Origin of the sequence: Psychromonas arctica, from assembly GCF_036697365.1 — a bacterium.
GTDB lineage: Bacteria > Pseudomonadota > Gammaproteobacteria > Enterobacterales > Psychromonadaceae > Psychromonas > Psychromonas arctica_A.
Genome location: NZ_JBAHZA010000003.1, coordinates 231418 through 256043, shown reverse-complemented (window position 1 = coordinate 256043; position 24626 = coordinate 231418). Strand labels below are relative to the sequence as shown.

The window sequence follows — 24626 nt, the reverse complement described above, 5'->3', positions numbered from 1 at the left end:
AGAGATACTGTTAATCCATTGTTAGATTAATAAGTGAAAAATATAAGTCCTATTTCTCTTAGTTAGTAGAGCAATAGAGATACTGTTAATCCGTTGTAAGATTAATACGTGAAAAATTACAATTCCTCTTTAGCTCAGTTGGTAGAGCAACGGACTGTTAATCCGTGTGTCGCTGGTTCAAGCCCAGCAAGAGGAGCCACATTTAGTTAAATTTGAAAGTTTTGAGTTTAACAAGTCCAAGGACTCTAAAAGTTACAATTGCTCTTTAGCTCGGTTGATAGAGCAATAGAGACACTGTTAATTAGTTGTTAGGTTAATAGTGAGAAAATTTACAATTCCTCTTTAGCTCAGTTGGTAGAGCAACGGACTGTTAATCCGTGTGTCGCTGGTTCAAGCCCAGCAAGAGGAGCCACATTATTTAACTTTGATAATGCAGAGTTAAACGTAAGAAATTACGATAAATATTTACAATTCCTCTTTAGCTCAGTTGGTAGAGCAACGGACTGTTAATCCGTGTGTCGCTGGTTCAAGCCCAGCAAGAGGAGCCACATTTAAAAAAGCCTGAACATGATGTTCAGGCTTTTTTTTTGGATAATTTTTAGTATTAAACTTTATTCCTCTTTAGCTCAGTTGGTAGAGCAATTTGAGCACTGTTATTGGTTTTGAACAAACATATCTTGGTTGAAAACTTTTAATCGTTTCGAAATCAATACAGCGGACTGTTAATCCGTGTGTCGCTGGTTCAAGCCCAGCAAGAGGAGCCACATTAAAAAAGCCTGAACGTGATGTTCAGGCTTTTTTTTTGGATAATTTTTAGTATTAAACTTTATTCCTCTTTAGCTCAGTTGGTAGAGCAATTTGAGCACTGTTATTGGGTTAGAACAAATACCTCTTGGTTAAAAACCTTTAATGGTTTCGAAATCAATGCAGTGGACTGTTAATCCGTGTGTCGCTGGTTCGCCCAGCAAGAGGATCCACATTAAAAAAGCCTGAACGTGATGTTCAGGCTTTTTTGGGATATTTACCTACGCAGCATTTAGATCTCTTATTTAAGGAAGTTGATACTATTTAAAAAACGACATTACGACGTTGGCGCATCAATAATATAAAGGCTATCCCACCTGCTAGACCTGTTAAGATACCAATCGGCATATCTTCAGGTGGAATAATGACTCTCGCGACGATATCAGCTAATACTAATAATAACGCTCCTAATAAAGCTGATAATGGTAAAATTTTTCGATAGTCTCCACCAATTAATAAACGCACAATATGCGGTACCATTAAACCTACAAAGCCAATCACACCTGAGAAAGCCACTGCAGCACCCGTTAATAAAGCGCAAACAACTATGACTGTTAAGCGAAAACGTTGTACTGGCACTCCCAGCGTACTTGCTGTCTCATCACCCAGAATCATTGCATTTAAGAACTTGGCCTTATACACCAGGTAACTTGCCCCTAGTAATAGCGTTATAAATGGAAATAACAATTGATTCCATTGTGCCAAGCCTAAGCCTCCTAACATCCAGAATATGACGGTATGTGATGCACGATGATCACCTAAAAAAATAAATAAATTTCCGAGAGCGGTTAGAATGAAGGCAACTGCAACACCCGCAAGTACTAGTCTACCGGCATTGTTTGCCATAGAAAAATTAGCGACGCCCAACACCAATAACATTGCGAATAGTGCGCCAATAAAAGCAAAAATAGGGACAGTTAATAAACCTAGAATCATACCTGTATGTAAAAGAGCAATAATAGCACCTAAAGCAGCACCAGAGGACACACCTAATAAATGTGGGTCTGCTAATGGGTTACGAGTTACTGACTGCAGCGCTGCACCAACAATGGCTAAAATAGCGCCTACTAAGGCGGCTAGAATAGCGCGAGGTAACCTAACTTCCCAAACAATGTTTTCACGTCCAATAGACCAAGTGGGCAAACTGGAACTTAAGGAAAGTTTATGGGTGATAATTGACCAAACCGTTGATGCAGAAATTGAGACGGAGCCAACGCCAACTGCAATAATGATCAAGGCAATTAGCACTAAACATAAACTGCTCACCATTACTGGCATAGGCAAATTGACTTTACTATTCAAGGTTCCTTTCATGTTAGCTTCTAAATGCTTTTGCTAAGTGTTTAATTGCTTCAATATTACGTGGTCCGGGCGTTGCTTCTACGTACTCTAAAATAACAAAACGTTTATTTTTAATTGCAGGAATATCTTGTAAGGCTGGCTGTTGACTTAAAAAATCAATTTTTTGCTGCGCGGTCACATCACCGTAGTTGACGATAATAATCACTTCTGGTGCTCTATCTATAATTGACTCCCAGCCGATCTGTGTCCAACTTTTTGCGACGTCATCAATGATATTTCTACCGCCCGCTGCTTCTATTAATGCGGTAGGCATACCTTTTTCACCTGAAGTAAAAGGTTGTTCTTGTCCTGAATCGTAAACGAATACTTTTACCGGGCGAGGTAAAGGCGTTAAAGTCGTGGTAAAGTCTTGTAATTCTTTTTGGTATTGTTTAACTAATTTATTAGCTCGGTCTTCGACATTAAAAATTCGTCCTAAATTAAGTAAGTCCACATACAGGTCATCCATGCTGGCTTTAGATTTTTGCATGATATGTGTGCAGCTTTCAGTTAACTCATAGGTTTTAATGCCAAGAGGTGCTAAAGTTTCAGGAGTCACGCCTCCGCCTACTTTCATTCCGTAATTCCAACCAGCAAAGTAAAAGTCTGTATCAGCGCCAAGTAAAACTTCTTTAGTTGGATACTTAGGGGACAGCTCAGGTAATTCACCGATACCTTCTCGCAAAATTGGATCTAAGGTTTTCCAGCCAGAAATACCGGTTACACCGACCATTTTATCTTGAAGGCCTAGAACCAACATCATTTCAGTTAAATTAACATCGTTAGATACAGCAGCTTTAGGTTGCTTTTCAAAGGTCACGGTACGGTTACAGCTTTGAATATCGACAGGGTAGTGTTGTGTGTCAGCTTCTGCAAAAGCTGAAAGGGCAATGACACTAGTTAATAGCAATAATGAGCTACTTAGGAGCTGCTGAGTGTGAGGCATGATTAGTTAATCCTGTTGCTGGTTAAGATAGAAAGAAAATCTTGGGCGATCTGTTATAGGATGTTGATCAATAATTGTTTTTACTTCAAATACTTGTTCTATGTTAGCTTTGGTAAAAACATTACTTGCTGAAGAGTAATGTTGCATCTCTCCGTTTTTTAATACTAAGACTCGATCTGCATAAGCGGCTGCTAGCGATAAATCATGCAGAGATATGATAATGGTGCAAGGTAATGAAGCTAATAAGGCTAATACTTCAAGTTGATGGCGTATATCAAGGTGGTTGGTAGGTTCATCTAAGATAAGAACGTCGGGTTCTTGTACTAAAGCGCGAGCAATCATTACTCGCTGACGTTCTCCACCTGATAAGGAGTTAAAATTACGGCTTGATAAATGGGCAACATCTAAAAGCGCTAAAACACGATTAATTGCATCAATATCAGATACCGTTCGTTTCCAGCCTGTTGATCTTGGGATTAAACCAATTTCAACCATTTCAAAAACAGTTAAAGCAAACTCTACACCTGTATCTTGCAATACAGTTGCAATACGTTGAGCACATTGACGCGCTGATAATGACCAAATATTTTGACCATCGAGCATGATTTCACCACTAGTTGGTTTATTTACGCGATAAAGACAACGCAATAAGCTTGTTTTACCTGCGCCATTTGGACCGACAACAGCTACAAATTCACCAGCTTTTACATCAATATTAATTGGTTTGAGTAAATGTTTATTACGGTAAGGCGACCAAGTTAATGCATTTAACTTTAAAGCAGCAGGTCGGCAACGTGAAAAACATGGCAAAGCAGGTTTATTGGTGCATGTGCTTTTATGTGAATTAAGATCCAATGTTGTTTAGCCTAGTTAAACTGTTATAAAATAAAATGTTATATTGTAACATTTTGATGGTTAGTTCAATCTATTTTAAAGCTACTAATAAATAAAAACGAATGATAACTAATTTAATTTATGTTTTGTGTGTTGTTTTTAATATAAAAAGTTAATTAATCTCTAATTATTATCTTTTAAATTAAGTAAAAATCTTGTTTTTCTAAACTTATGTTTTCTTCTAAACCTTTAACATTAACTTTATCTATTGAATCTTGATTTGATATCAAAAAAAAGCGAAAAAGAAGATAAAGTCATGTTAACTAATGGATTGATCGGGTAAGGTTCGCTTCAATTTTTTAAGGATGTTAAAGAGGAAGAGATGGACTTAGTACAAAATCACGTCACTGCATTAATCAGTAGTGCAGATACATTATTTATTTTATTAGGTGCAATCATGGTATTTGCCATGCATGCAGGTTTTGCATTTTTAGAAGTTGGAACCGTACGTCATAAAAATCAAGTTAATGCCTTGGTTAAAATTATGTCTGACTTTGGTGTATCAGCATTGGTTTATTTCTTTTTTGGGTATTGGTTAGCCTATGGAGTTACTTTTTTTGATAGTGCTGCTGTGTTAGCTGAAAATAATGGTTATCAACTCGTAAAATTCTTCTTTTTAATGACTTTCGCTGCTGCAATTCCTGCGATTATTTCTGGTGGTGTCGCTGAAAGAGCAAAGTTTAATCCAATGCTTATCGCAGCTGCTTTGTGTGTTGGTCTTGTTTACCCGTTATTTGAAGGGATCATTTGGAATGGTAATTACGGTTTTCAAGATTGGTTAACGGCTAATTTTGGTGCTGCATTCCATGATTTCGCGGGTTCCATTGTTGTGCATGCTGTAGGTGGTTGGATTGCCTTTGCTGCTATTATTGTTTTAGGCAGTAGAAATGGGCGTTTTCGCCAAGGTAAAGTGGTTGCGTTTGCGCCATCAAATATCCCTTTGTTAGCTTTAGGCGCTTGGATTTTATCTATTGGCTGGTTTGGCTTTAATGTGATGTCTGCACAAGCTATTGAGGGAATTAGTGGGTTGGTTGCGATGAACTCTCTAATGGCAATGGTGGGGGGAATTATCAGCTCTCTAGTTATTGGTAAAAAAGACCCTGGGTTTATCCATAATGGTCCATTAGCAGGTTTAGTTGCAGTGTGTGCTGGTTCTGATCTAATGCATCCGATTGGCGCATTAATGACTGGCTTAGTTGCTGGTGGATTATTTGTTTGGTTGTTTACTTATGTACAAAACAAGTTCTCTAGCTTTGATGATGTATTAGGTGTTTGGCCTTTACATGGCGTATGTGGCCTATGGGGTGGTATTGCTGCAGGTATCTTTGGCTTAGAAAGTTTTGGAGGCTTAGGTGGCGTCACTTTCATGAGCCAATTAATCGGTTCATTAGCAGGTATTCTGTTTGCCGTTATTGGTGGCTTTGTTGTTTATAAAACAGTTAATGCTATTGCACCAATACGTCTAGATGAAGAAGATGAATTTAAAGGTGCTGATATAGCAATACACAAAATTGGCGCTACCAACTTGAATAATAATTAAACCAATATAGTTATTAATATTTATTTAAATCAACAGGCTAAAGGTAAATCTTTGGCCTTTTTTGTTTAAAAAATTAACTAATTTTAACAAAAACATCTGATTTCAATTTATAATGATATAGCACATAAATTGATTCATTTTATCTTGTTAAAATTTAGCGATTTTAATATTTTACCCATTTGGAGACACAGCATGAAAGTTATTGAAGTAAAACATCCGCTTATCCAGCATAAGTTAGGTTTATTGCGCGAAGCTAATATTAGTACTAAACGTTTTCGCGAATTAGCACGTGAAGTGTCGAGCTTATTAACTTACGAAGCGACTAATGATTTATCATTAGAAACTGTGAAAATCCAAGGTTGGGAAGGTGAAATTGAAGTACAAGAAATTGCAGGCAAAAAAGTAACTGTTGTACCTATTTTGCGTGCAGGTCTAGGTATGATGGATGGTGTTTTAGACTATATTCCAAGTGCAAAAGTCAGTGTAGTAGGTATTTACCGTGATGAAGAAACACTAGAGCCAGTGCCTTATTTCCAGAAGTTAGTCAGCCAAATCGATCAGCGTATGGCATTGGTGGTTGACCCAATGTTAGCAACGGGTGGCTCTATGATATCAACACTTGATTTGATTAAAGAAAGCGGTTGTACAAACATTAAAGTGCTTATCTTAGTGGCCGCTCCTGAGGGTTTAAAAGCGCTAGAAGCAGCACATCCAGATATTGAAGTTTATACTGCATCTATTGATTCTCATTTAAATGAGCATGGCTATATCGTACCTGGGCTAGGTGATGCTGGCGATAAGATATTTGGTACTAAATAACCACTTCGTCGCATTATTTAATAAGATTATATTTTGTGTATAAATCGATTTACTCTACCTTAAATAAAGCAAATCGATTTATTTATATCACTCGTTTTAGAAAAGGGAATTTATTATGTCAGACAGTGTTTCTTCTGACTCAGCTGAGCTAGATAGCACAGCTAATTTAACATTATTTCAGCAAGCGCTTGCTGGCTCTCAAATGTTATTCGTTGCTTTTGGTGCATTAGTATTAATGCCATTGATCACTGGTTTAGACCCCAATGTAGCCTTGTTCACTGCTGGTGTTGGTACATTACTATTTCATTTTGTAACCAAGGGACAGGTACCAATTTTCCTCGCCTCTAGCTTTGCGTTTATTGCTCCTATTGCCTACGGTGTTCAAACTTGGGGCATTGCATCAACTATGTCAGGTTTATTTGCAGCTGGCGTGGTTTATATGTTGATGTCTTATGCTGTGAAATTAAAAGGCGTTGGCTTTATTCATCGCTTGTTACCACCGGTTGTAGTAGGTCCTGTAATCATGGTGATAGGTTTAGGCTTAGCTCCTGTCGCGGTTAATATGGCATTGGGTAAAACGGGAGATGCAAGTGCAGTGTTGATGGATCAAAACACGGCGATGATTATCTCTTTCTCTGCATTGATTACTACTTTATTAGTTTCAACATTAGCGAAAGGTATTTTCAAACTCGTACCAATATTTTGTGGTGTGTTAGTCGGATACGTTTTAGCTTTCTTATTTGGCGTTGTTGATTTTAGCGTTATCAGTAATGCTGCTTGGTTAAGTGTCCCTAAGTTTGTCGCTCCTGAGTGGAACTGGCATGCAGTATTATTCATGATACCTGTTGCTATTGCGCCAGCTGTAGAGCATGTGGGTGATATCTTAGCGATCAGTAATGTTACTGGAAAAGACTATCTAAAAAAACCTGGTTTACACCGCACTTTACTCGGAGATGGTGTAGCAACGAGTGCTGCTTCATTATTTGGAGGGCCACCAAATACAACTTACTCTGAAGTAACGGGTGCTGTGATGTTAACACGTAACTTTAACCCTAAAATTATGTGGTGGGCTGCTATTATCGCTATTTTGCTGGCTTTTGTCGGTAAATTTGGTGCAATACTTCAAACAATTCCTGGCGCTGTAATGGGCGGTATCATGATGCTGTTATTTGGTACTATTGCTTCGGTAGGTTTGAATACAATGATTCGTCATCGTGTTGATTTATCGCAACCACGTAATATGTGTATTGTTTCGGTTACCTTAGTATTTGGTATTGGTGGTATGGCATTAGGTATCGGCTCATTCAGCTTACAGGGCGTGAGTTTGTGTGGCATTGTAGCTATTCTATTGAATCTATTGTTACCGCGTCATCGTCTATAAGTTTTGATTAACAAGGAGCTTCAATGCTCCTTGTTTTTCCCTTTATCATATTATTTAGTATAATATGCATCTTATGAATCAATCTTCTCTTACTTCCCTATCTGGCCTGATTTTATCTCGCCAACAAGTTGAAACTGCAAGTGGCGTTAACCTGATATTTTGGTTAAGTACTGAACGTGGCCCATGTCGTATTGTTATACCTCAACAACGTTATGTGTTTCTTATCGAACAAGCGCATTTAGAACAAGCTGAAGTACTCTGGAAACAAGAAAATTGTTTTCCAGATTTTATTAGACCTGTCGATATCAAAACATTTAATGGACAAAAAGTCTGTGCGATTTATACACTAAAGCAACAGCTCCATAAATGGTGTCAACTGGCTTTAATGCAACAAGGAATTGCTACCTATGAAGGAGATATCAAATTAAGCGATCGCTTTCTCATGGAGCGCTTTATCTATGGTGTTGTGAAAGTATCTGGACAGATTGATTGGTTAGGAACTTACTGGTCTTGTCAGCAAGCTTCAGTATCGAGTGAAAAAAATGTTGAGGTTATTGAAGCTAATACACATCTAAGCATGGTGTCATTAGATGTGGAATGTAGCCCACAAAGTGAGTTATACAGTATCGCTTTAAGCATGGGTAATGTAGGTGAAGCACAAAATGCTCACCATACGGTGTTAATGATTGGTCGACCTCAAGCTGCCGACGACATTAATGTATATTGGGTTAAAGATGAACGGGCATTATTACTTGCATTGATTCATTGGTTTGAGAAATATAACCCCGATGCAATTATTGGTTGGGCTGTAGCAAACTTTGATATGCGTTTATTAGCAAGAAGAGCACAGTTATTAAATGTACCTTTAACTATTGGCCGAGATGGAAGCGCATTAAAGTGGTTAACCCATAGAGATGATCCAGACTCAGGCTCTGTTATTCTAAATGGTCGAGTTGTCTTAGACGGTATTGATGCATTAAAAAATGCCAGTCTACACTTTGAAAGTTATAGTTTAGAGTTTGTTAGCCAAAGCTTATTTGGTGAAGGAAAGTTGATCGCTAATAACAGTGATAAAGGCTTAGAGATTAAGCGCCAATTTGAACAAGAGCCTTTAACATTAGCGCGATATAATTTACAAGACTGTTTATTAGTTGAGCGTATCTTTGAGCATAAGCAACTTGCTGAATATACTATTCAACGTTCTCGTTTAACCGGACTTGCTTTGGACCGACGTGGGGCATCAGTCGCGGCATTCATTAATCTTTATTTACCTTTGTTACATCGAAGTGGTTATATTGCTCCTAATTTAGGGGATGTGCAGGCGCAACACTCTCCAGGTGGGTTTGTAATGGATTCTATACCTGGTTTGTATGATTGGGTATTAGTGTTAGATTTTAAGTCGTTATATCCTAATATCATGCGTAGCTTTAAAATTGATCCTCTAGGAATGGTTGAGGGGTTATTAGCCCCTGAAGAAGAGACTATCCCGGGATTTAGAGGCGCTAGATTTAGTCGTACTGCCCATCATTTACCTAAAATTATTAATACCTTAACGGCTGCTCGCGAACAGGCTAAAAAAGAGAAAAATCACGCTTTTCAGCATGCTATTAAAATTATTATGAACAGTATGTATGGTGTGCTTGGCTCTGCAGGTTGCCGCTTTCATGATACGCGCTTAGCTAGCTCTATTACTTTACGTGGTCATCAAATAATGCAAGATACGGCTCAGTTTATTCAAGCCCAGGGCCATCAAGTTATCTATGGGGATACTGATTCTACATTTGTTTATTTAAAAAATTGCACTGAGCAGCAACACGCGATGGAGATTGGAAAGCAATTAGCCACTGATATTAATCAATATTGGGAAGGTAGGCTACGAGAAGAGTTTGATTTGGATTGTTTTTTAGAGATTGAATTTGAAACGGCCTTTTCAAAATTCTTTATGCCCACTTTACGAGGCCAAGATACAGGCTCTAAAAAACGTTATGCAGGCTTAACCATGACTGATGAAGGTGAAGAGATCGTTTTTAAAGGGCTAGAAACGGTTCGCTCGGACTGGACTGAATTAGCGCAAAACTTTCAGAAAACGCTTTATAAAAAGATATTTGCAGACCAGCCAGTAGAAACTTATATCATGGATACCATTGAGCAGCTTAAACAGGGGCAGTTAGATGATAAATTAGTTTACCATAAGCGTCTGCGTCGCCCATTAGCTGATTATGTTAAAAATGTGCCACCACAAGTGAAAGCTGCTCGTTTAGCTGATCAACAAAATGCCGTATTAGGTTTACCACTGCGTTATCAGCAACGAGGTAGGATAGGATACTTACTTACCGTTAATGGCCCAGAGCCACAAGAATACTTACATTCAGATATCGATTATCAGCAATACATTGATAAGCAATTGAAGCCAATTGCGGAAGCTATTTTACCAGTATTAGGGAAAGATTTTAATTTAATAACGTCGGATCAAATGTCGTTATTTTAGTAGGCCTTAAATGACATTAACCAGACTGAAATAGCATAGTTAATGCCAGAAATATTAACGATTAGTATGGAGCAGGGTATAGCTTAATGACTTCACTAATTTCTGACAATGCTTGCTCAGAAAGTGGATCTTTGAAGGCTTCAATGTTTTCTTTTAGTTGATTGATGGTTGTTGCACCAATGATCGTTGATGTAACGCCATCTACTTGGTCGCACCATTTCAAGGCTAACTGTGCCGTGGTGATACCATTGGCTATAGCAATCTCTTGGTAAGCTGAAATAGCAGCTTTACTCATTTCCGTATCTCTATATAAACCATTACGTTGCTGCATTGTCCAACGACTTCCTTCAGGGCGAGCGCCATTTAGATATTTTCCACTTAACATACCTGTAGCCAAAGGTGACCAAGGTAAGTAAGCAATATCTTCATGTACACAATTTTCTATTAAGTAAGGCCAATCTTTTGCATGTAATAAGTTAAACTCATTTTGAATCGATACCATGCGCGGCAAATTATGTTGCTCACTTAATTTCAAGAAGGTGTTTATCCCCCAAGGTGTATCATCAGATAAACCGCAATGACGAATTTTACCTGCTTTGACGCACTGTTCTAACCCTTGTAAGACATCTAACATTGACTCAGTTTGTTGCGCTGCATCGCTGTCTGAAAACTTAAAATGATTTGGCTGATGACGACCGAAGTGCGGGGATTGGCGATTTGGCCAATGTAATTGATAAAGGTCGATATAATCGGTTTGTAAGCGCTTTAAAGAAGCTTCAACGGAGCTGATAACTGCTTCGCCAGTAATTGGACCACCATTTCTTACCCAAGGTAAACCTGGACCTGCGATTTTAGATGCAAGAATAATGTCTTTACGCTGACTAGGATTGTTTTTTAAATAATGGCCAATAATAGATTCTGTTTTACCGTATGTATCCGCTGAGGGTGGCACTGCATACATTTCAGCAGTATCAATAAAGTTAATATTTTGTGCTAAAGCATAAGCAATTTGTTGGTCTGCATCTTGTTGGTTATTTTGTAATCCCCAAGTCATGCTACCTAAACAAATACGTGAAACTGATTCACCACTACTACCTAAAGTTGAAAATTGCATATTCACCCTTTTTGTCATCTAAAAAATAAGTGCTTAATGTAACTGCTTATTCATGCATTGTATATTCTCTGTTATTAATCAGTACATTTTTAAATGTCCGACCACTTGATCTATTAACCATTAAATCTGTATTAAAATAATGCACTAATCGCATATTTTTTAATAAATAATTTTTTAGTTAATTTATTTTCAATATTTATATTGAATTTTTCGAATAATGCGTTAAAAAGAGAGTGTATGGTTATTTATTTAAGCTTAAATAAAGTCACTCATACCACACAATTTAAATAATAATTTTGTAGTTATATAAGCCGATAATCGGCTCAGCAATACTGTCATGATTGGAGAACTAAAATGGCAAATAGTAATAGAAACTCTCTACAAACTGAAGACGACACACAAGATATGGTTGACTTTTTTTCTGAAGACGATTGGGATGAAGAGAACTCTTCTGTTAAAAAGAAACAAGCATTAATGAACGATAAAAAACGAGGCAAAGTACGCCGCAGTATTGAAGAAATTAAAGAAAGAAAACGTTTAAAAGAGTTATTAGGTGATGATTACGACGATTTAGATTACCTAGATAGCTAAAGATATTTTATCTTTGCAGGGAAACAATTCTCAATGTTTTTAACACTGTACAAAGTCGTATAAGTTTACACATAACTTATACAGCCTGTTATGAAAAGGTTAATGTTTACATTAACCTTTTTTTTTCAGCTTTTTTGGGGGAAGGGATTTCATATAAGTGATGTGGCTTAAAAGATTGACCACAAGGTTAATGATATTGGTTATCGTCATTGAATAATAATTGGCGAAGGTGATAAGATGGTTTTAGCGTTAATATTATTAAAATCATTAGCATAACGCCGTTATAAAGCGGATGTATTGAACATCAATTATGGGTAAATTGGCTGTTGTAATCTTAATGAAATGTTTAGTCGCATGGTTGTTAAGTTAGGTTATTTGCCTTAATGAAGATAACAAGGAGTTAATATGAAAGTATTAGCATTTGCAGCGAGTAATTCTGAAAATTCAATTAATCAAAAGTTAGCTGCGTACACTGCCAACTTAATCCCTGGTGCTGAAATCGAACTATTGGACATAAATGATTATGAAATGCCTATCTACAGCATTCAGCGTGAAGTGGAGTTAGGTAAGCCTCAGCAAGCTTTAGATTTTTATGAAAAGATAACCGAAGCTAATGCCATTGTTGTTTCATTTGCAGAGCATAATGGTTCTTACACAGCTGCTTATAAAAACCTTTTTGATTGGACTTCTCGTATTGATATGAAAGTCTATCAAGACACTCCAATGTTGATGTTAGCTACCTCACCAGGACCAAGCGGCGCTGCATCTGTTCTTGCTTCTGCAATTGGCTCTGCATCATATTTTGCTGCAGACGTGAAAGGTTCATTATCAGTGCCGAACTTTTTTGATGTATTCGATATTGTGAGTAATAAAATGATCGATGAAAATGTGCAAAACTCACTTATTTCGCTGGTGGCTAAGCTAACTGACTAGTACTAAACACAGTAAATAGTTCAATTTCTCGTTGTAAATTTCGTAAAGGGAATGATTCTTTACGTCAATTTACTCTTTGAATTGGACTATTTTTTCAGCGTAAAACTTAGATAACATCTTTCATATAATCGACATAATATCTGTTAATCATGCATAAAAAGTTACTTATTTTACTGGCTATTATTTATTTTTTAGCTGTCTTTTATTTTTACACTATTCAGTGGTTACCGGGTTGGTCACTGATACTTATTGCTGCGATTAACTTGTTGAGTGTCGTTTTTTATGGGATGGATAAGTTAGCTGCCATTAAACATTGGCAAAGAACACCTGAGAAGTACTTTCATGGATTAGCTTTACTTTCTGGTTGGCCTGGAAGCTTAATTGGCCAAATACTATTTAATCATAAAACGACTAAAGTTAGTTTTCGTCGCTCTTTCTACATGATGATATTTCTTAATGTTGTTGGTAGCCTAGCTTATCTTTATTACATCAAATACTAGTGTTGCGTTAAACGATATAGACTAATACCAATCACACTAGTTAACTGATCTATTTCACTTGTTAAAACAACTTATTTTTTCGTTGTAATTTTCGCAAATAGAACAACTATTTAACTTAAATTACGCCTTGAACTTAGTCATTTTTCCGGCGTAAAATTTAGAACACTTATTTAATGTAATTGGTATAACAACACTAGGAACCCTTTATAATAAATGCTTTAACTCTGTAATGAGGTTTTAAAGTTATTTATACCCATTAGATCTCATCTGCTTCAAAAGCCTGGTTTGCTTTGTCAAATGCATCAGTTTCTTTGGTATCATCAAATAACTCATTTAGTTTTTGACTATTTTCATCCCAAAGGCTTTGGCTTTTCTCTTTACCGTTTTCCCATAATTCTTGGCTTGTTTCTTTACCGTCTTGCCACAGAGATTGTGTTTTCTGTTTGTTGTCTTCCCAAGCTTCTAAACTAGTTTCTTTGCTTTTCTGCCAAGCTTCCTTACTTGATTCAATACTTAAGTTAAGTGCTTCTTGGCTGGTCTGCTTAGTTTTATCCCAAATCTCTTCACTCGACTTTGTTACATTATCCCAAGAACTATCTGACACAGTAGCTTTAGCTTCGGAAGCTGCTGCAGTAGCTCTTTCTAGCAAAGTAGGTTTTGCAGCGCTGTTACTTGTCACTTTATCTTGTTGTGCCTTTATTACTGTTGGTTCAGTAGGTAATTCTTGCTGATCGTCATTACAGGCAGTAAGAAATAATAAAGTGCAGGTCAAGAATGCCAATTTATTGAGAGGTAAGTGATTCATAATATTTCCTATTAATCTTTTAGTGAGGAACAGAGTACGCACTAGTATATACGAAATGTAATTTTAAAAGCCCTATTGAATAATTCAAAGTGCCAAGGGTTATTTATTAACCTGATCTACATAGACAGACTATTCTCAGTTATTTTAGTTGCAAATATACGGTACTTAAGCTTGAATTGTTCTATTATATAAAATACTGTCTATAAAAACAGTTGGAGTTCAAGTTGAAGTTGTATATTGCTGAAAAACCAAGCCTAGGTCGAGCCGTTGCCGATGCTCTACCAAAGCCACACCGTAAGGCTGATGGTTGTATTTATGTTGGTAATGGGGATGTTGTAAGCTGGTGTATTGGGCACCTTCTCACACAGGTCGATCCTGAAGCATATGATGCTAGCTTTAAACAATGGAAATTTGAACACCTCCCGATTGTGCCTGAACAATGGAAGTTAAAATCTGTACCTAAAACCAGTAAACAATTGAGTGTGCTAAAGAAGTTAATTAAACAAGCAGATCAACTGGTGCATGTAGGAGATCCAGATAGAGAAGGTCAATTACTAGTTGATGAAGTTATTCATTTTAGTGGAGTAAAAGGAACAAAACTAAAGCAAGTAGAGCGATGCTTGATAAGCGATTTAACCGTCAATGCAGTAAAAAGATCATTACAGTCATTACGATCTAATCAAGATTTTATTCCTTTATCAACCTCTGCATTAGCACGTACTCGTGCTGATTGGTTATACGGATTAAATTTAACTCGTGCTTATACCTTATTGGCTCAAAAGTCAGGTTATAAAGGAGTTATTTCGGTAGGACGAGTTCAAACTCCATTATTAGGATTGGTGGCGAAGCGCGATCAAGAAATACAGCAGTTTGTTAGTAAGCCTTTTTATGAGGTATTAGCTCATTGTAATACTGAGGCTGGGGAAAATTTTACTGCTAAATGGCAACCTAGCTCAGCGTGCGCTCCTTATCAAGATAGTGAAGGTCGCGTATTAGTTAAAGGTTTGGCTGAAAATGTTGCAAATCGTATTACCAATCAACCAGCTACTGTCCTTAGTTTTACCAATAAACAAAAAAAGCAAGTTGCACCATTACCTTATAATTTATCCAGCTTACAAATTGATGCTGCAAAGCGCTTCGGGTATAGAGCACAACAGGTCTTAGATGCCGCACAAGCACTTTATGAACGTTATAAGCTAATTACCTATCCGCGTTCTGATTCTCGTTATCTTCCTCGTAATCATCATAGTCAAGCGAAAGTAATCTGTCAGGCGATCATGCATAACGATACTGAGATGAAACAGGCGGTTCAAGGGGCAAAACTATCAATTAAAGGTAGAGCGTGGAATGACAGTAAAGTAGATGCTCACCATGCAATTATTCCGACGGATACAAAAAAGTTAACCAATACTTTAGATAACGTAACGAAAAATATCTATCAATTAGTGGTAAGACAGTATTTATGTCAGTTTTATGATGATTATTGTTATGCGGAATGTATTGCAGAAATAAAGATTAATCAGGGGTTATTTGTTAGTAAAGCTAAATCTAAAATAAGCGATGGTTGGAAAATATTATTTCCACAAAAAGAAACAGAAAGCTTTTTGCCTAAATTAACCAAAGGTCAACATTTACATTGTCAGCGTGGAGAAGTTGTTGATAAAAATACACAGCCTCCAGCTTATTTTACTGATGCAACCTTGCTTGCAGCTATGAGCAATATTGCAAGATTTGTAAAAGATCCTGAGCTTAAAAAAGTATTAAAAGACACCGACGGATTAGGAACGGAAGCGACTAGAGCTGGTATTATCGAGTTGTTATTTAAAAGACAATTTCTGCAAAGAGTAGGTAAAACTATTCAAGCGACAGAAGTCGGGCGCAAACTTATTGAAAGCTTACCTGATAGCTTAACCTTGCCTGATATGACTGCGCTATGGGAAATGCAACTAGACGCGATTAGTCTTAAGCAACAAAGTTATCAAGGTTTTGTTTTACCGTTACAGGAGCAACTTGAAGCCATCATTAACAAGGCAATAGCAGATGGACCACAAGCTCTGGTAAATTTGCCTAGTAATCCAATAAACAGCCAAAAAAGCTTTAAAAAGAGAACGACACGCTCTAAGAAAAGTGTCTCGTATACGAAGAATAGTTATAAAAAAAGCAAAAGACCTACTAAGAAATAACTTATACCAATTGCATTAAATAAGTGATCTAAATTTTGCGCAGGAAAAATGACTTAGTTTAAGGCGTAACTTAAGCCTTTCGACGATTAACCTCGTTAATAGTCTATCGGAGAATTAACCAAAAGATGTTAATTCTTTAATAGTTGTTCTATTTATGAAAGTTACAACGAAGAGATAAGTTATTTTAACAAGTAAAATAGATCAGTTACTTAGTGTGATTGGTATTACATAAGTGTCTTCTATTTGTATTGGCAGAGCACTCATTTTGTTTTTTATTTGCTAGCTAGTGTTAAATGGATTGTACTTGGTTTCTTCCATTATCTTTAGCTTGATATAGGGCGATATCTGTTTTTTCAATTAGCTTCTCTAAAGAGTCACTTTGTTCATATTCACTCACGCCAATACTTATCGTAACATTGATATAACAATTCAATCTTGGTGATAAATAAGGTTGTTGCTCTATTTTTTTACGTAACTTTTCAGCTACTATTGTACTTTCTTCTAAGCCTGCTTTAGGCAATAAGATAACAAATTCCTCACCACCATAACGAGCAAATAAATCGTCGACTCTAAGGGCTTCTTGTATAATTTTTACAAAGTATTTTAAAATCTTATCACCAGTGATGTGTCCAAAGTCGTCATTTACTTTTTTAAAGTAATCAATATCGATTAACAGCATAGATAATGGTTCGTTAAGTTCGTCTGCCGTTTTGAAAAATAGTTGTGACTGCTCAATTAAATAGTGGCGGTTAAAGGTATTTGTTAAGTTATCTTTGTAGGCAACATCTCGTAAAAGATCTTTTGAGTGTTCAATTTTTTTAGTTCTTTCTTTAATTTTTGATTCTAAACTTTCATTTAACTCTTGTAGTGCTTTTGTTTTTTCTTCTATTTGTGTACTGAGTCGCTTGTTGAGTTTATTAAGTATATTTTGGCGATATAAAAAGCATGCAATGATTACAATAACGATGAATAATGACCACCAAAGTAAGTGATAATTAAATTTCTCTATGTATTTTATTGAGTTACTTGTATCCATAACACTAGCTATAGTCTCTTGAGAGAGGCTATTTACTAATTTGTTCATTATTGTTTGTAATGTAGGGTCATCATTTCTGACTCCAATACTGAGCTCTCTTTTTTGATCAAACTTTCCGCTGACTTTGAGTTGCCCTAAAAAATCTTCTTTTAAAAAGTAACTAACAGCTTCGAGTCCGTCAATAAAGCCATATAACTCACCACTAGCAACTCTTTTCAATCCGTTCTTAACATTATCAACATCAACTACAATAATGTTAGGGTAGTTCTCTCTAACTAAACTTTGTTGCGCATAGCCTTTAACCATTCCGATTCTTTTATTTGCTAATAAACTAAAATTATTAACAAAAGGCAGGTGATATTTAGTCACTAACACTCGGGGGAAAACTAAATAAGGAGGTGTGAAACTAAGGTAAGATTTTCTTTCTTCTGTTGCTGCTGCTAAAGACAGCAGGTCGCATTTTCTTTGTTTGGCAAACTCTATTGATTCTAGCCAGTTTTCAGTGGGAATAACTTCCAAAGGAATAGGAAGTTGTTTTCTAAAAATATCAAAAAATGCTTTGTTGGTTCCTATATGCTGACCGTTACTATCAAGTCCTTCATAAGGGAGCCAATTAGGGTCGATACATATGGTGATTTTTTGTTTGTTTTTTAAGTATTTTTGTTCAGCAGCAGTAAAAAATATGTGGGGATTTTCAGTATCGTAAATGAATTTTTCATAATCGATAGTGCCTTCGTTAATACCTAGCACTCGATATAAATCAAAACTCTTTTGTATCTTTGTTTTATTAATAACACCAATTTTAGGTGTGTTTAAATAAGCTAATTTTTTTAAAGCAACCGCTTCAAATATTAGTTCTTCTTTTGTTAGGTTTTGTTCGTTATATTTCTCTAGTAGAATTTCAACCGTTTCATCAATATGAGCAAAAGCGTATTCCCAACCTTTTAAAGATGCTTTTTTAAAGCTTTTAGTACTTTTTACATCTTTCGCTATAAAGTGCTCACTTGTATATAGGTAGTCACTATATAAATCAAAACCATCATATTGTGGAGAAAAAGTATTAAAGTCGACTCCTCTTTTTTGTAGCTGATAAGGTGATTTTGAAATATACGCAGAAATAATATCTGTTTTCCCATTAATTAAATCCTCAATATTATGAGAATGTGGGGTTTGTTTAAGATCACTTAATCGAATATGGTTTGCATTGAGCATGGCTTTAATTGAGACTTGCTTTGCATCAGCGGCACTCGTCATGATTCTTTTTCCTGGAAAGTCAGCAAAAGTATCAATATTAGATGATTTAGTGGTTAGTAAAGTCAACGGGCTGGATTGAAATAAAGCATAAAGCACTACTATCTGTTTGTGCTTTGATTTATCTAAAATAAGGTCTTCTTTACCGACTGCAAAGTCTATTTGTCCACTGACAACCTGTTGTACTGTTTGTGATTGACTCTTTATTGTAAAAGGTTCAATAGTGACATTAAGCCCTGCCTGCTGATAGAATCCTTTCTCCTTTGCTATGTAATAACCTGCAAATTGAAACTGCTGAAACCAAGATGTTTTCAGTGTTATCTGTTTTAACTCTTCTGCAGTTGAGAAATGGCTAAAAAGAATAAAAAAGAATATGAATATCTTTATATTTCTAGGCACTCAATAATTCCTTTTAATCTTTGAGTCTATTCGAACACAATATTTTTAAAAGTTAACTATAGCAGACATAACTAATGCATTAATTGTTTTTAAACTAAAAATGAATAAATAATCATATTTTTGTAGAGATTAGGCGATTTTTTAGGCTGGATAGTGTTTTGTACTGATTAGTCGTGGGGTTAATACAAAATAGCCACTATCAATTTTAATAGTGGCTAATAATATTAGGTATAGGTAATTATAAAGTTACAATCGAAGTGTAACTAATTATCCTTATTGCTCTTTGTATTTGATTTCAGAGATACGACTTCTTTCTGAAGATACATATTCTGCTAGTTCAACGGCATCATTAAATACTTCAGCAATAACTCGACGGTTCTTTTGTGCACCAATCTCAGTATTGTTGTCATAAAGTGGAGAACTTTCACCAAAACCAATTGCTTTAACTTGAGCTGGTTTAACGCCTAGCTTAATTAATTCAGCTCTGATTTTAACTGCTCTATCTGAAGATAGTTGTAAATTATAAGCGGCTGTAGCAAATTTGCTAGTATGACCTTCAATCACTGCATATAAGTCAGTTTCTTTTAGAAAAGCTGCAAATTCAGCTATTTCAGTTCTTTCAGCGTCATTCATGTAAACAGTTGAATCATTCTTAAACTCAACATTTAAATCAGGAACCATAATACACTCTGGGCAATCTTTACCGCCGTCTTGTGCGTAAATGTTGCTAGCAAGCGCTAGACTAAGAATTGAAGATGTAAATAATATTTTTAATGTTTTCAAAATTAAACTCCTTTTTAAATTTATAAATGAACTATATCACGAACTGGCAATTAAATAGCTAAATAAAAGTTATTTTTGTGATAAAGTGCCTACCATATTCAACGAAAGGGAAAAACAATGAAAACTAACTTTAAAATGACAGCTATTGCAGCTTCGGTTCTGCTTACTGTAACAGGGTGTTCAGTATCAGATTCTTCGAATGGAGATTTAGCAGATAAAGATCAACAAATTGAAAAGCTAAATCAAGAGTTACAAGAGAAAAATAATGCACTTGCAGCTTTAAATGCAACACCTGGCGCTACTGATCAGGCATCTGTGCTTAATTCTCTTATTCCACCAAATGCTGAGCTAGGCCACTGTTACGCAAAAGTATTGGTACCAGCTCAATACCGCACTGACCCAGTACAGCGTCTAATTAAAGAAGCACAGTCTGAAATCGAAATTACTCCAGCTACTTATAAAGTCGTTGAAAAGAAAGTAACGATTAGACAAGCGAGTTCAAAACTTATTCCTGTACCAGCTACTTACAAAGCAGTAACTGAAAACATCATGGTTGAACCTGAAAAAGTTGAACTAGTTCCAGTTCCTGCTGTTTACAAAACAGTAACCGAAAGCGTAATGGTTGAACCAGAGAAAACAGAATTAGTTGCAGTTCCTGCAGTTTATAAGACTGTGACTGAAAGTGTAATGGTTGAGCCAGAAAAAACTGAACTTGTTGCAGTACCGGCTACTTACAAAACAGTTAGTGAAAGCATTATGGTTGAGCCAGAAAAAATTGAGCTTGTGACTGTACCTGCTACTTACAAAATGCAATCTGAACAAGTCCTTGTTTCTCCTGCTCATACCGAGTGGAAAAAAGGACGTGGAGAAATTGAAAAAGTTGATCACGCTACTGGTGAAATCTTATGTTTAGTTGAAGTACCAGCTGTATACAAAACAGTAACAACTAAAGTATTAGATCAAGATGCTTATACAAAAGAAGTCAAAACACCAGCTGTTTACAAAACAGTTAAAACAAGAGTATTGGACACAGCTCCGTCTTCTAAAGAAGTTAAAACACCTGCTATCTACGATACTGTGACTAAACAAGAGTTAGTAACTGCGGCAACAACTAAACAAGTTGTTACACCTGCTATTTATGAAACAGTAACTAAACAAGAGCTAGTAACACCAGCAACGACTAAACAAGTTGTTACACCTGCTGTTTATGAATTAGTAACAAGCAATGTTTTAGATACTCCTGCAACAACTGAAGAAGTTAAAATTCCAGCTATTTGTAAGATGGTTAAAACGCGTGAGCTAGACCAACCAGCTAAAGAGACTAAAATCTCAATTCCAGCGGTATATGAAACTTACGATACCAGTGTTAAAACTGCAGAACCTTACCTAAAATGGCAAGAAATTTTATGTGAGACAAATACAACTGAAGATGTTGTATCTAAATTACAGCTTGCACTACAAAAAGAAAATTACGACATCTCACTAATTGACGGTGTTTACGGTGCAGAAACTAAAGCTGCTGTTAACGCATACCAAGAAGACCAAAACTTAAATAAAGGTGCATTAACATTAGAGACACTAGAGAAACTAGGTGTTCAATAATTATTTAGCACTTCAATAAGTAATACCTAAAAACCCACTTCATTGAAGTGGGTTTTTTTATGTTTTAATTTGAAAGGTGTATTTTGAAATGGAGTACTTAATGTAATGAGGGATAACAAATAGCTTCTATTGAGGGGGCTAGAAGTAGTTATCAACTCGAAGAAAGTTATTTCCTTTTATTATATTTACGTCTACGTGACTTTTTCTTTTCAACTTTATTTTCTGCTTGTAACGCCATCAACTCAGCAACTTCTACTTTTTCTACTGCGGCCATTTCAGGTGTTTCAATACTTAGTGGACCTAAAGCACCAGAGCGAAGTTCGTTTAATAATATTGTCGATACTTTGTAAATGTCGAAGTGTCCACCTGCGCGTAAAGCACCACGACGTTTTGCAATCAACTCCATTAGCTCATGGTCTGACTGTGGAACATCCTCAAATTCATAACGCTGCTGTAAACGTGGGAGGTAATGTTCAATGAGGTATTCTGCCGCATAGTAAGCAATATCTTCATATTCAATTGCAGTGTCTTTAATTGCCCCTGTTACAGCTAAACGATAACCTGAATTTGCATTTTCAATTTTAGGCCATAAGAAACCAGGCGTATCAGAAAGCATGATACCGCTCGGTAGACGAATACGTTGTTGGTTCTTAGTTACTGCAGGTTCATTACCTGTTTTTGCTATAATTCTATCAGCTAAAATATTAATAATTGTAGATTTACCTACATTCGGAATACCCATGATCATTGCGCGAATCTGTTTATCTTGACCAAGGCGGTGCGGTAGCATTTGCTCACACAATTTTGTAATTTGGTGTACTTGCTCAGGTTTGCTAGTGGTAATGGAAATCGCTTTTATATCTTGATCTTGCTCTAAATATTCAATCCATTTTTCTGTGATCGCTGGATCAGCAAGGTCAGCTTTATTTAGCACTTTAATACAAGGTGTCTTTTCACGAATTGCACCAATAAGCGGGTTTTCGCTGCTATAGGGAATACGGGCATCTACTACTTCAATGATGATATCTACCTGTGGTAATACTTCCTTAATTTGCTTATGTGCTTTGTGCATGTGCCCAGGAAACCACTGGATATTCGCTTTACTCATGTATGTTGTAGCCTTTTAAAATTTACTTATTTGGGTAGTTATTTCAATAATAGTTGCAGGTATAAATATACTTTATGAACCCATTAACACTTAATCAGGGCTGCTATTATAAAAAATGAACATTAATAAATAAATGTTAACACTTATCACTTGCTAACGGGAGAAAATACGTAGAATGGTTTTGTTGGTTAATATCAAGTAAATAGTTAATCAAATTATTGGTCTTTATGTTGTCAGCTTGTGATCTCAATTTTTAACAATTAATTTTGAACTAAAGGTGTTTTCTACTTGTTGCCTAGGGTGACTTTGATATACTTGCGAAAATTTAATGGCTCGCGTTGTTTTTTTGACTTAAATCATTATAAATAACGTAAAAGTACAGTAGTCATTTCTTTCCAGTTCGTTCATAAAGCAAATAAGGTTATACCTTTGAGTTTACAGTCTTGCCAGCAAACGGAATTATTGTCTATTACCTGTAGATTTTTTTCGTGTGCGCGAAACTTTTTTATGAAACGAAACGTACTTTCAATATTGGTTGTTTTATTTTTGAATACGGTGATGCTTTTTCAAGGTATTTTCGAAGGAAAAAATGAAATAAGTAGTTTGATGGCGAAAGTTGCATTTTCTGAAACTTTTTCAGTCAATGCCTTAGGTTATTTTACTAGCTCTCTAATGTCTAACCAGGTAATAGTTGGCTTATGTTTGTTAATCTTTTACTTCTTTCCTACACATCGCGCTGCTGTTGTTTCACAAAAAGCTGCTATAATTTTTTGTGATGCATTATATACCTTTGTTGTTACTAATGCCCGTGGCTGTCGTGCGCCGCCTCAGGTATAGGCTAAATTACAACTATAAATAATATTTTTATTTCTTATAGTTGTTTTTGTTTAGCCGATTTAGTTACTTTTCTCTTATTGTTTTCATTAATGTTTTCTATCAGAGATGAAAACCCATTTGAGAATAATCTTATACTGTTGTATTTCTTAGTTTAGTTAATACAGCATCTTTTAACTTTAGGTTATAGCAATACGTTTAATGAATATGTGTCAAAGTAGGTAATAAAAGTGTGTGGAAAGAAAATCTTTCACTTATTTTTACTAGTCACTTTCATGGATAGTTACACGGATTGGTATTAGTAGGATGGTCCATTGTTAATTCGCAACCTTTGTAATATAGCTTTAGCTAGCATAGTCTTGACCTTGTCAGGCTGTAAAGGCGGAGTGCTCGATCCAAAAGGACAGATCGGCTACGATGAGAAAAATCTTATCATCATAGCTACCGTTCTTATGTTGCTCGTAGTTATTCCCGTCATCGTAATGACTTTATATTTTGCATGGAAATATAGAGACTCCCGAACTCATGAAATATACGCACCGAAATGGGCTCATTCTACTAAGATTGAAGCTATCGTTTGGGCTGTGCCTATTTTAATCGTTCTTGTTTTAGGTGTCATCACATGGGAATCAACACATCGTTTAGACCCATATAAACCACTTGAAGGTAAAGGTGAACACATTACCGTTGAGGTGGTGTCATTAAACTGGAAATGGTTATTTATTTACCCTGAGCAAGGCATTGCTACGGTAAATGAATTAGTGTTCCCTGCTAATGTCCCTGTTGAGTTCAAGATCACATCAGAAAGCACGATGAATTCATTCTTTATTCCACAGTTAGGCAGCCAAATTTATTCAATGGCTGGCATGCAAACTAAATTGCACTTGATTGCTGATGAACCTGGTACGTTCAAAGGTATTTCAGCTAACTATAGTGGTGCTGGCTTCTCTGGAATGAAATTCAATGCGATTGCAACACCAACGCAAGCGAACTTTGACGATTGGGTAAGTAATATTAAAGCTCAGGGTAATACATTGACTAAAGATGGTTACTATGAACTAGCTGAACCTACAGAAAACCATCCAGTTACTTATTACGGTAATGTTGAAGACGATTTATTCCACACAATCCTGATGAAGTTCATGGTGCATATGTCAGGTAAAAATGACATTTCTGAAATGAAAGGTATGGAACATAAAATGGATGAACATAAAGATCATTCAGGACACTCGGATCATTCAGCGCATTCATCTCACACCCAAGGCGAGGAGTAA

General features: G+C 36.1%; 19 protein-coding genes and 4 tRNA genes. 15 read left to right on the top strand and 8 right to left on the bottom strand.

Going from position 1 to position 24626, the window contains the following annotated elements; genetic code table 11:
• Positions 1 to 123: 123 nt before the first annotated feature.
• The 4 genes from V5290_RS05215 to V5290_RS05200 all read left to right on the top strand — a co-directional run bounded on the left by V5290_RS05215 (position 124) and on the right by V5290_RS05200 (position 764).
• Positions 124 to 199: transfer RNA gene (locus V5290_RS05215), tRNA-Asn, on the top strand.
• Between the two features lie 137 nt (positions 200 to 336).
• Positions 337 to 412 (top strand) — tRNA-Asn (locus V5290_RS05210).
• 60 nt (positions 413 to 472) lie between these two features.
• A tRNA-Asn gene (locus V5290_RS05205) sits at positions 473 to 548 on the top strand.
• A gap of 67 nt (positions 549 to 615) precedes the next feature.
• Positions 616 to 764 (top strand) — tRNA-OTHER (locus V5290_RS05200).
• Positions 765 to 1068: 304 nt separating this feature from the next.
• On the opposite strand, the gene V5290_RS05195 is transcribed toward V5290_RS05200, so the two are convergent.
• Genes V5290_RS05195 through V5290_RS05185 form a run of 3 tightly spaced genes read right to left on the bottom strand, consistent with a single transcriptional unit; the run spans position 1069 to position 3946 of the window.
• Positions 1069 to 2118, bottom strand: coding sequence for an iron ABC transporter permease (locus V5290_RS05195; protein ID WP_333382563.1), 1050 nt, complete (start codon positions 2116 to 2118; stop codon positions 1069 to 1071).
• Position 2119: 1 nt separating this feature from the next.
• Positions 2120 to 3091, bottom strand: a complete 972-nt coding sequence (locus tag V5290_RS05190; RefSeq protein ID WP_333382561.1) for an ABC transporter substrate-binding protein — start codon at positions 3089 to 3091, stop codon at positions 2120 to 2122.
• A 6-nt stretch (positions 3092 to 3097) separates the two neighbouring features.
• Entirely contained in the window at positions 3098 to 3946 is an 849-nt protein-coding gene (locus V5290_RS05185; protein ID WP_333382559.1) for an ABC transporter ATP-binding protein, read from the bottom strand.
• Between the two features lie 361 nt (positions 3947 to 4307).
• Here V5290_RS05185 and V5290_RS05180 point away from each other — a divergent pair, with 361 nt between their 5' ends.
• The 4 genes from V5290_RS05180 (at position 4308) to V5290_RS05165 (ending at position 10213) form a co-directional block, all read left to right on the top strand.
• Positions 4308 to 5525: an ammonium transporter gene (locus V5290_RS05180; RefSeq protein WP_333382557.1), complete on the top strand. Its 1218-nt coding sequence runs from the start codon at positions 4308 to 4310 to the stop codon at positions 5523 to 5525.
• Positions 5526 to 5717: 192 nt separating this feature from the next.
• Positions 5718 to 6344: a uracil phosphoribosyltransferase gene (gene upp / locus V5290_RS05175; RefSeq protein WP_333382555.1), complete on the top strand. Its 627-nt coding sequence runs from the start codon at positions 5718 to 5720 to the stop codon at positions 6342 to 6344.
• A 115-nt stretch (positions 6345 to 6459) separates the two neighbouring features.
• On the top strand, positions 6460 to 7725 hold the full coding sequence (locus V5290_RS05170; protein ID WP_333382553.1) for a uracil-xanthine permease family protein: 1266 nt from the start codon (positions 6460 to 6462) through the stop codon (positions 7723 to 7725).
• A gap of 73 nt (positions 7726 to 7798) precedes the next feature.
• Positions 7799 to 10213, top strand: a complete 2415-nt coding sequence (locus V5290_RS05165) for a DNA polymerase II (RefSeq protein WP_333382551.1) — start codon at positions 7799 to 7801, stop codon at positions 10211 to 10213.
• A gap of 61 nt (positions 10214 to 10274) precedes the next feature.
• On the opposite strand, the gene V5290_RS05160 is transcribed toward V5290_RS05165, so the two are convergent.
• Positions 10275 to 11327: an aldo/keto reductase gene (locus V5290_RS05160; protein ID WP_333382549.1), complete on the bottom strand. Its 1053-nt coding sequence runs from the start codon at positions 11325 to 11327 to the stop codon at positions 10275 to 10277.
• A 354-nt stretch (positions 11328 to 11681) separates the two neighbouring features.
• On the opposite strand from V5290_RS05160, the gene V5290_RS05155 reads away from it, so the two are divergent.
• From V5290_RS05155 to V5290_RS05145, 3 genes are all read left to right on the top strand, one after another.
• On the top strand, positions 11682 to 11918 hold the full coding sequence (locus V5290_RS05155) for a PA3496 family putative envelope integrity protein (protein WP_333382548.1): 237 nt from the start codon (positions 11682 to 11684) through the stop codon (positions 11916 to 11918).
• 405 nt (positions 11919 to 12323) lie between these two features.
• Positions 12324 to 12851: an NAD(P)H-dependent oxidoreductase gene (locus V5290_RS05150; protein WP_333382546.1), complete on the top strand. Its 528-nt coding sequence runs from the start codon at positions 12324 to 12326 to the stop codon at positions 12849 to 12851.
• A 149-nt stretch (positions 12852 to 13000) separates the two neighbouring features.
• On the top strand, positions 13001 to 13351 hold the full coding sequence (locus V5290_RS05145; RefSeq protein WP_333382544.1) for a DUF1294 domain-containing protein: 351 nt from the start codon (positions 13001 to 13003) through the stop codon (positions 13349 to 13351).
• A gap of 256 nt (positions 13352 to 13607) precedes the next feature.
• Here the strand turns inward: V5290_RS05145 and V5290_RS05140 are convergent, their stop codons facing one another.
• The gene (locus tag V5290_RS05140; RefSeq protein ID WP_333382542.1) at positions 13608 to 14156 is read right to left on the bottom strand and encodes a hypothetical protein; all 549 of its coding nucleotides are present in this window, start codon (positions 14154 to 14156) and stop codon (positions 13608 to 13610) included.
• Positions 14157 to 14380: 224 nt separating this feature from the next.
• On the opposite strand from V5290_RS05140, the gene V5290_RS05135 reads away from it, so the two are divergent.
• Positions 14381 to 16339 (top strand): DNA topoisomerase III, encoded by a 1959-nt coding sequence (locus V5290_RS05135; RefSeq protein WP_333382540.1) that lies wholly within the window; start codon positions 14381 to 14383, stop codon positions 16337 to 16339.
• Between the two features lie 289 nt (positions 16340 to 16628).
• Here V5290_RS05135 and V5290_RS05130 read toward each other — a convergent pair whose 3' ends face one another.
• Both V5290_RS05130 and V5290_RS05125 read right to left on the bottom strand, forming a co-directional pair.
• A complete protein-coding gene (locus V5290_RS05130) occupies positions 16629 to 19025 on the bottom strand; it encodes a diguanylate cyclase (RefSeq protein ID WP_333382538.1) in 2397 nt (798 codons plus the stop codon).
• A gap of 273 nt (positions 19026 to 19298) precedes the next feature.
• Positions 19299 to 19808, bottom strand: a complete 510-nt coding sequence (locus tag V5290_RS05125; protein WP_333382536.1) for an OmpA family protein — start codon at positions 19806 to 19808, stop codon at positions 19299 to 19301.
• Between the two features lie 117 nt (positions 19809 to 19925).
• Here V5290_RS05125 and V5290_RS05120 point away from each other — a divergent pair, with 117 nt between their 5' ends.
• Positions 19926 to 21410: a peptidoglycan-binding domain-containing protein gene (locus V5290_RS05120; protein ID WP_333382534.1), complete on the top strand. Its 1485-nt coding sequence runs from the start codon at positions 19926 to 19928 to the stop codon at positions 21408 to 21410.
• A 166-nt stretch (positions 21411 to 21576) separates the two neighbouring features.
• Here the strand turns inward: V5290_RS05120 and ylqF are convergent, their stop codons facing one another.
• Entirely contained in the window at positions 21577 to 22518 is a 942-nt protein-coding gene (gene ylqF / locus V5290_RS05115) for a ribosome biogenesis GTPase YlqF (protein WP_333382532.1), read from the bottom strand.
• 507 nt (positions 22519 to 23025) lie between these two features.
• On the opposite strand from ylqF, the gene V5290_RS05110 reads away from it, so the two are divergent.
• Together V5290_RS05110 and cyoA are read left to right on the top strand one after the other, a co-directional pair.
• Entirely contained in the window at positions 23026 to 23355 is a 330-nt protein-coding gene (locus V5290_RS05110; protein WP_333382530.1) for a hypothetical protein, read from the top strand.
• Between the two features lie 311 nt (positions 23356 to 23666).
• Entirely contained in the window at positions 23667 to 24626 is a 960-nt protein-coding gene (cyoA, locus tag V5290_RS05105) for a ubiquinol oxidase subunit II (RefSeq protein WP_333382529.1), read from the top strand.

What these genes read in the sequence shown, in the direction of transcription:
- V5290_RS05190 (WP_333382561.1), bottom strand. Translation starts at nt 3,091, where the DNA reads ATGCCTCACACTCAGCAGCTCCTAAGTAGCTCATTATTGCTATTAACT.
- V5290_RS05160 (WP_333382549.1), bottom strand. Translation starts at nt 11,327, where the DNA reads ATGCAATTTTCAACTTTAGGTAGTAGTGGTGAATCAGTTTCACGTATT.
- V5290_RS05120 (WP_333382534.1), top strand. Translation starts at nt 19,926, where the DNA reads ATGAAAACTAACTTTAAAATGACAGCTATTGCAGCTTCGGTTCTGCTT.
- V5290_RS05165 (WP_333382551.1), top strand. Translation starts at nt 7,799, where the DNA reads ATGAATCAATCTTCTCTTACTTCCCTATCTGGCCTGATTTTATCTCGC.
- V5290_RS05155 (WP_333382548.1), top strand. Translation starts at nt 11,682, where the DNA reads ATGGCAAATAGTAATAGAAACTCTCTACAAACTGAAGACGACACACAA.
- V5290_RS05145 (WP_333382544.1), top strand. Translation starts at nt 13,001, where the DNA reads ATGCATAAAAAGTTACTTATTTTACTGGCTATTATTTATTTTTTAGCT.
- V5290_RS05180 (WP_333382557.1), top strand. Translation starts at nt 4,308, where the DNA reads ATGGACTTAGTACAAAATCACGTCACTGCATTAATCAGTAGTGCAGAT.
- V5290_RS05140 (WP_333382542.1), bottom strand. Translation starts at nt 14,156, where the DNA reads ATGAATCACTTACCTCTCAATAAATTGGCATTCTTGACCTGCACTTTA.
- V5290_RS05150 (WP_333382546.1), top strand. Translation starts at nt 12,324, where the DNA reads ATGAAAGTATTAGCATTTGCAGCGAGTAATTCTGAAAATTCAATTAAT.
- V5290_RS05170 (WP_333382553.1), top strand. Translation starts at nt 6,460, where the DNA reads ATGTCAGACAGTGTTTCTTCTGACTCAGCTGAGCTAGATAGCACAGCT.
- upp (WP_333382555.1), top strand. Translation starts at nt 5,718, where the DNA reads ATGAAAGTTATTGAAGTAAAACATCCGCTTATCCAGCATAAGTTAGGT.
- V5290_RS05195 (WP_333382563.1), bottom strand. Translation starts at nt 2,118, where the DNA reads ATGAAAGGAACCTTGAATAGTAAAGTCAATTTGCCTATGCCAGTAATG.
- ylqF (WP_333382532.1), bottom strand. Translation starts at nt 22,518, where the DNA reads ATGAGTAAAGCGAATATCCAGTGGTTTCCTGGGCACATGCACAAAGCA.
- V5290_RS05110 (WP_333382530.1), top strand. Translation starts at nt 23,026, where the DNA reads ATGAAACGAAACGTACTTTCAATATTGGTTGTTTTATTTTTGAATACG.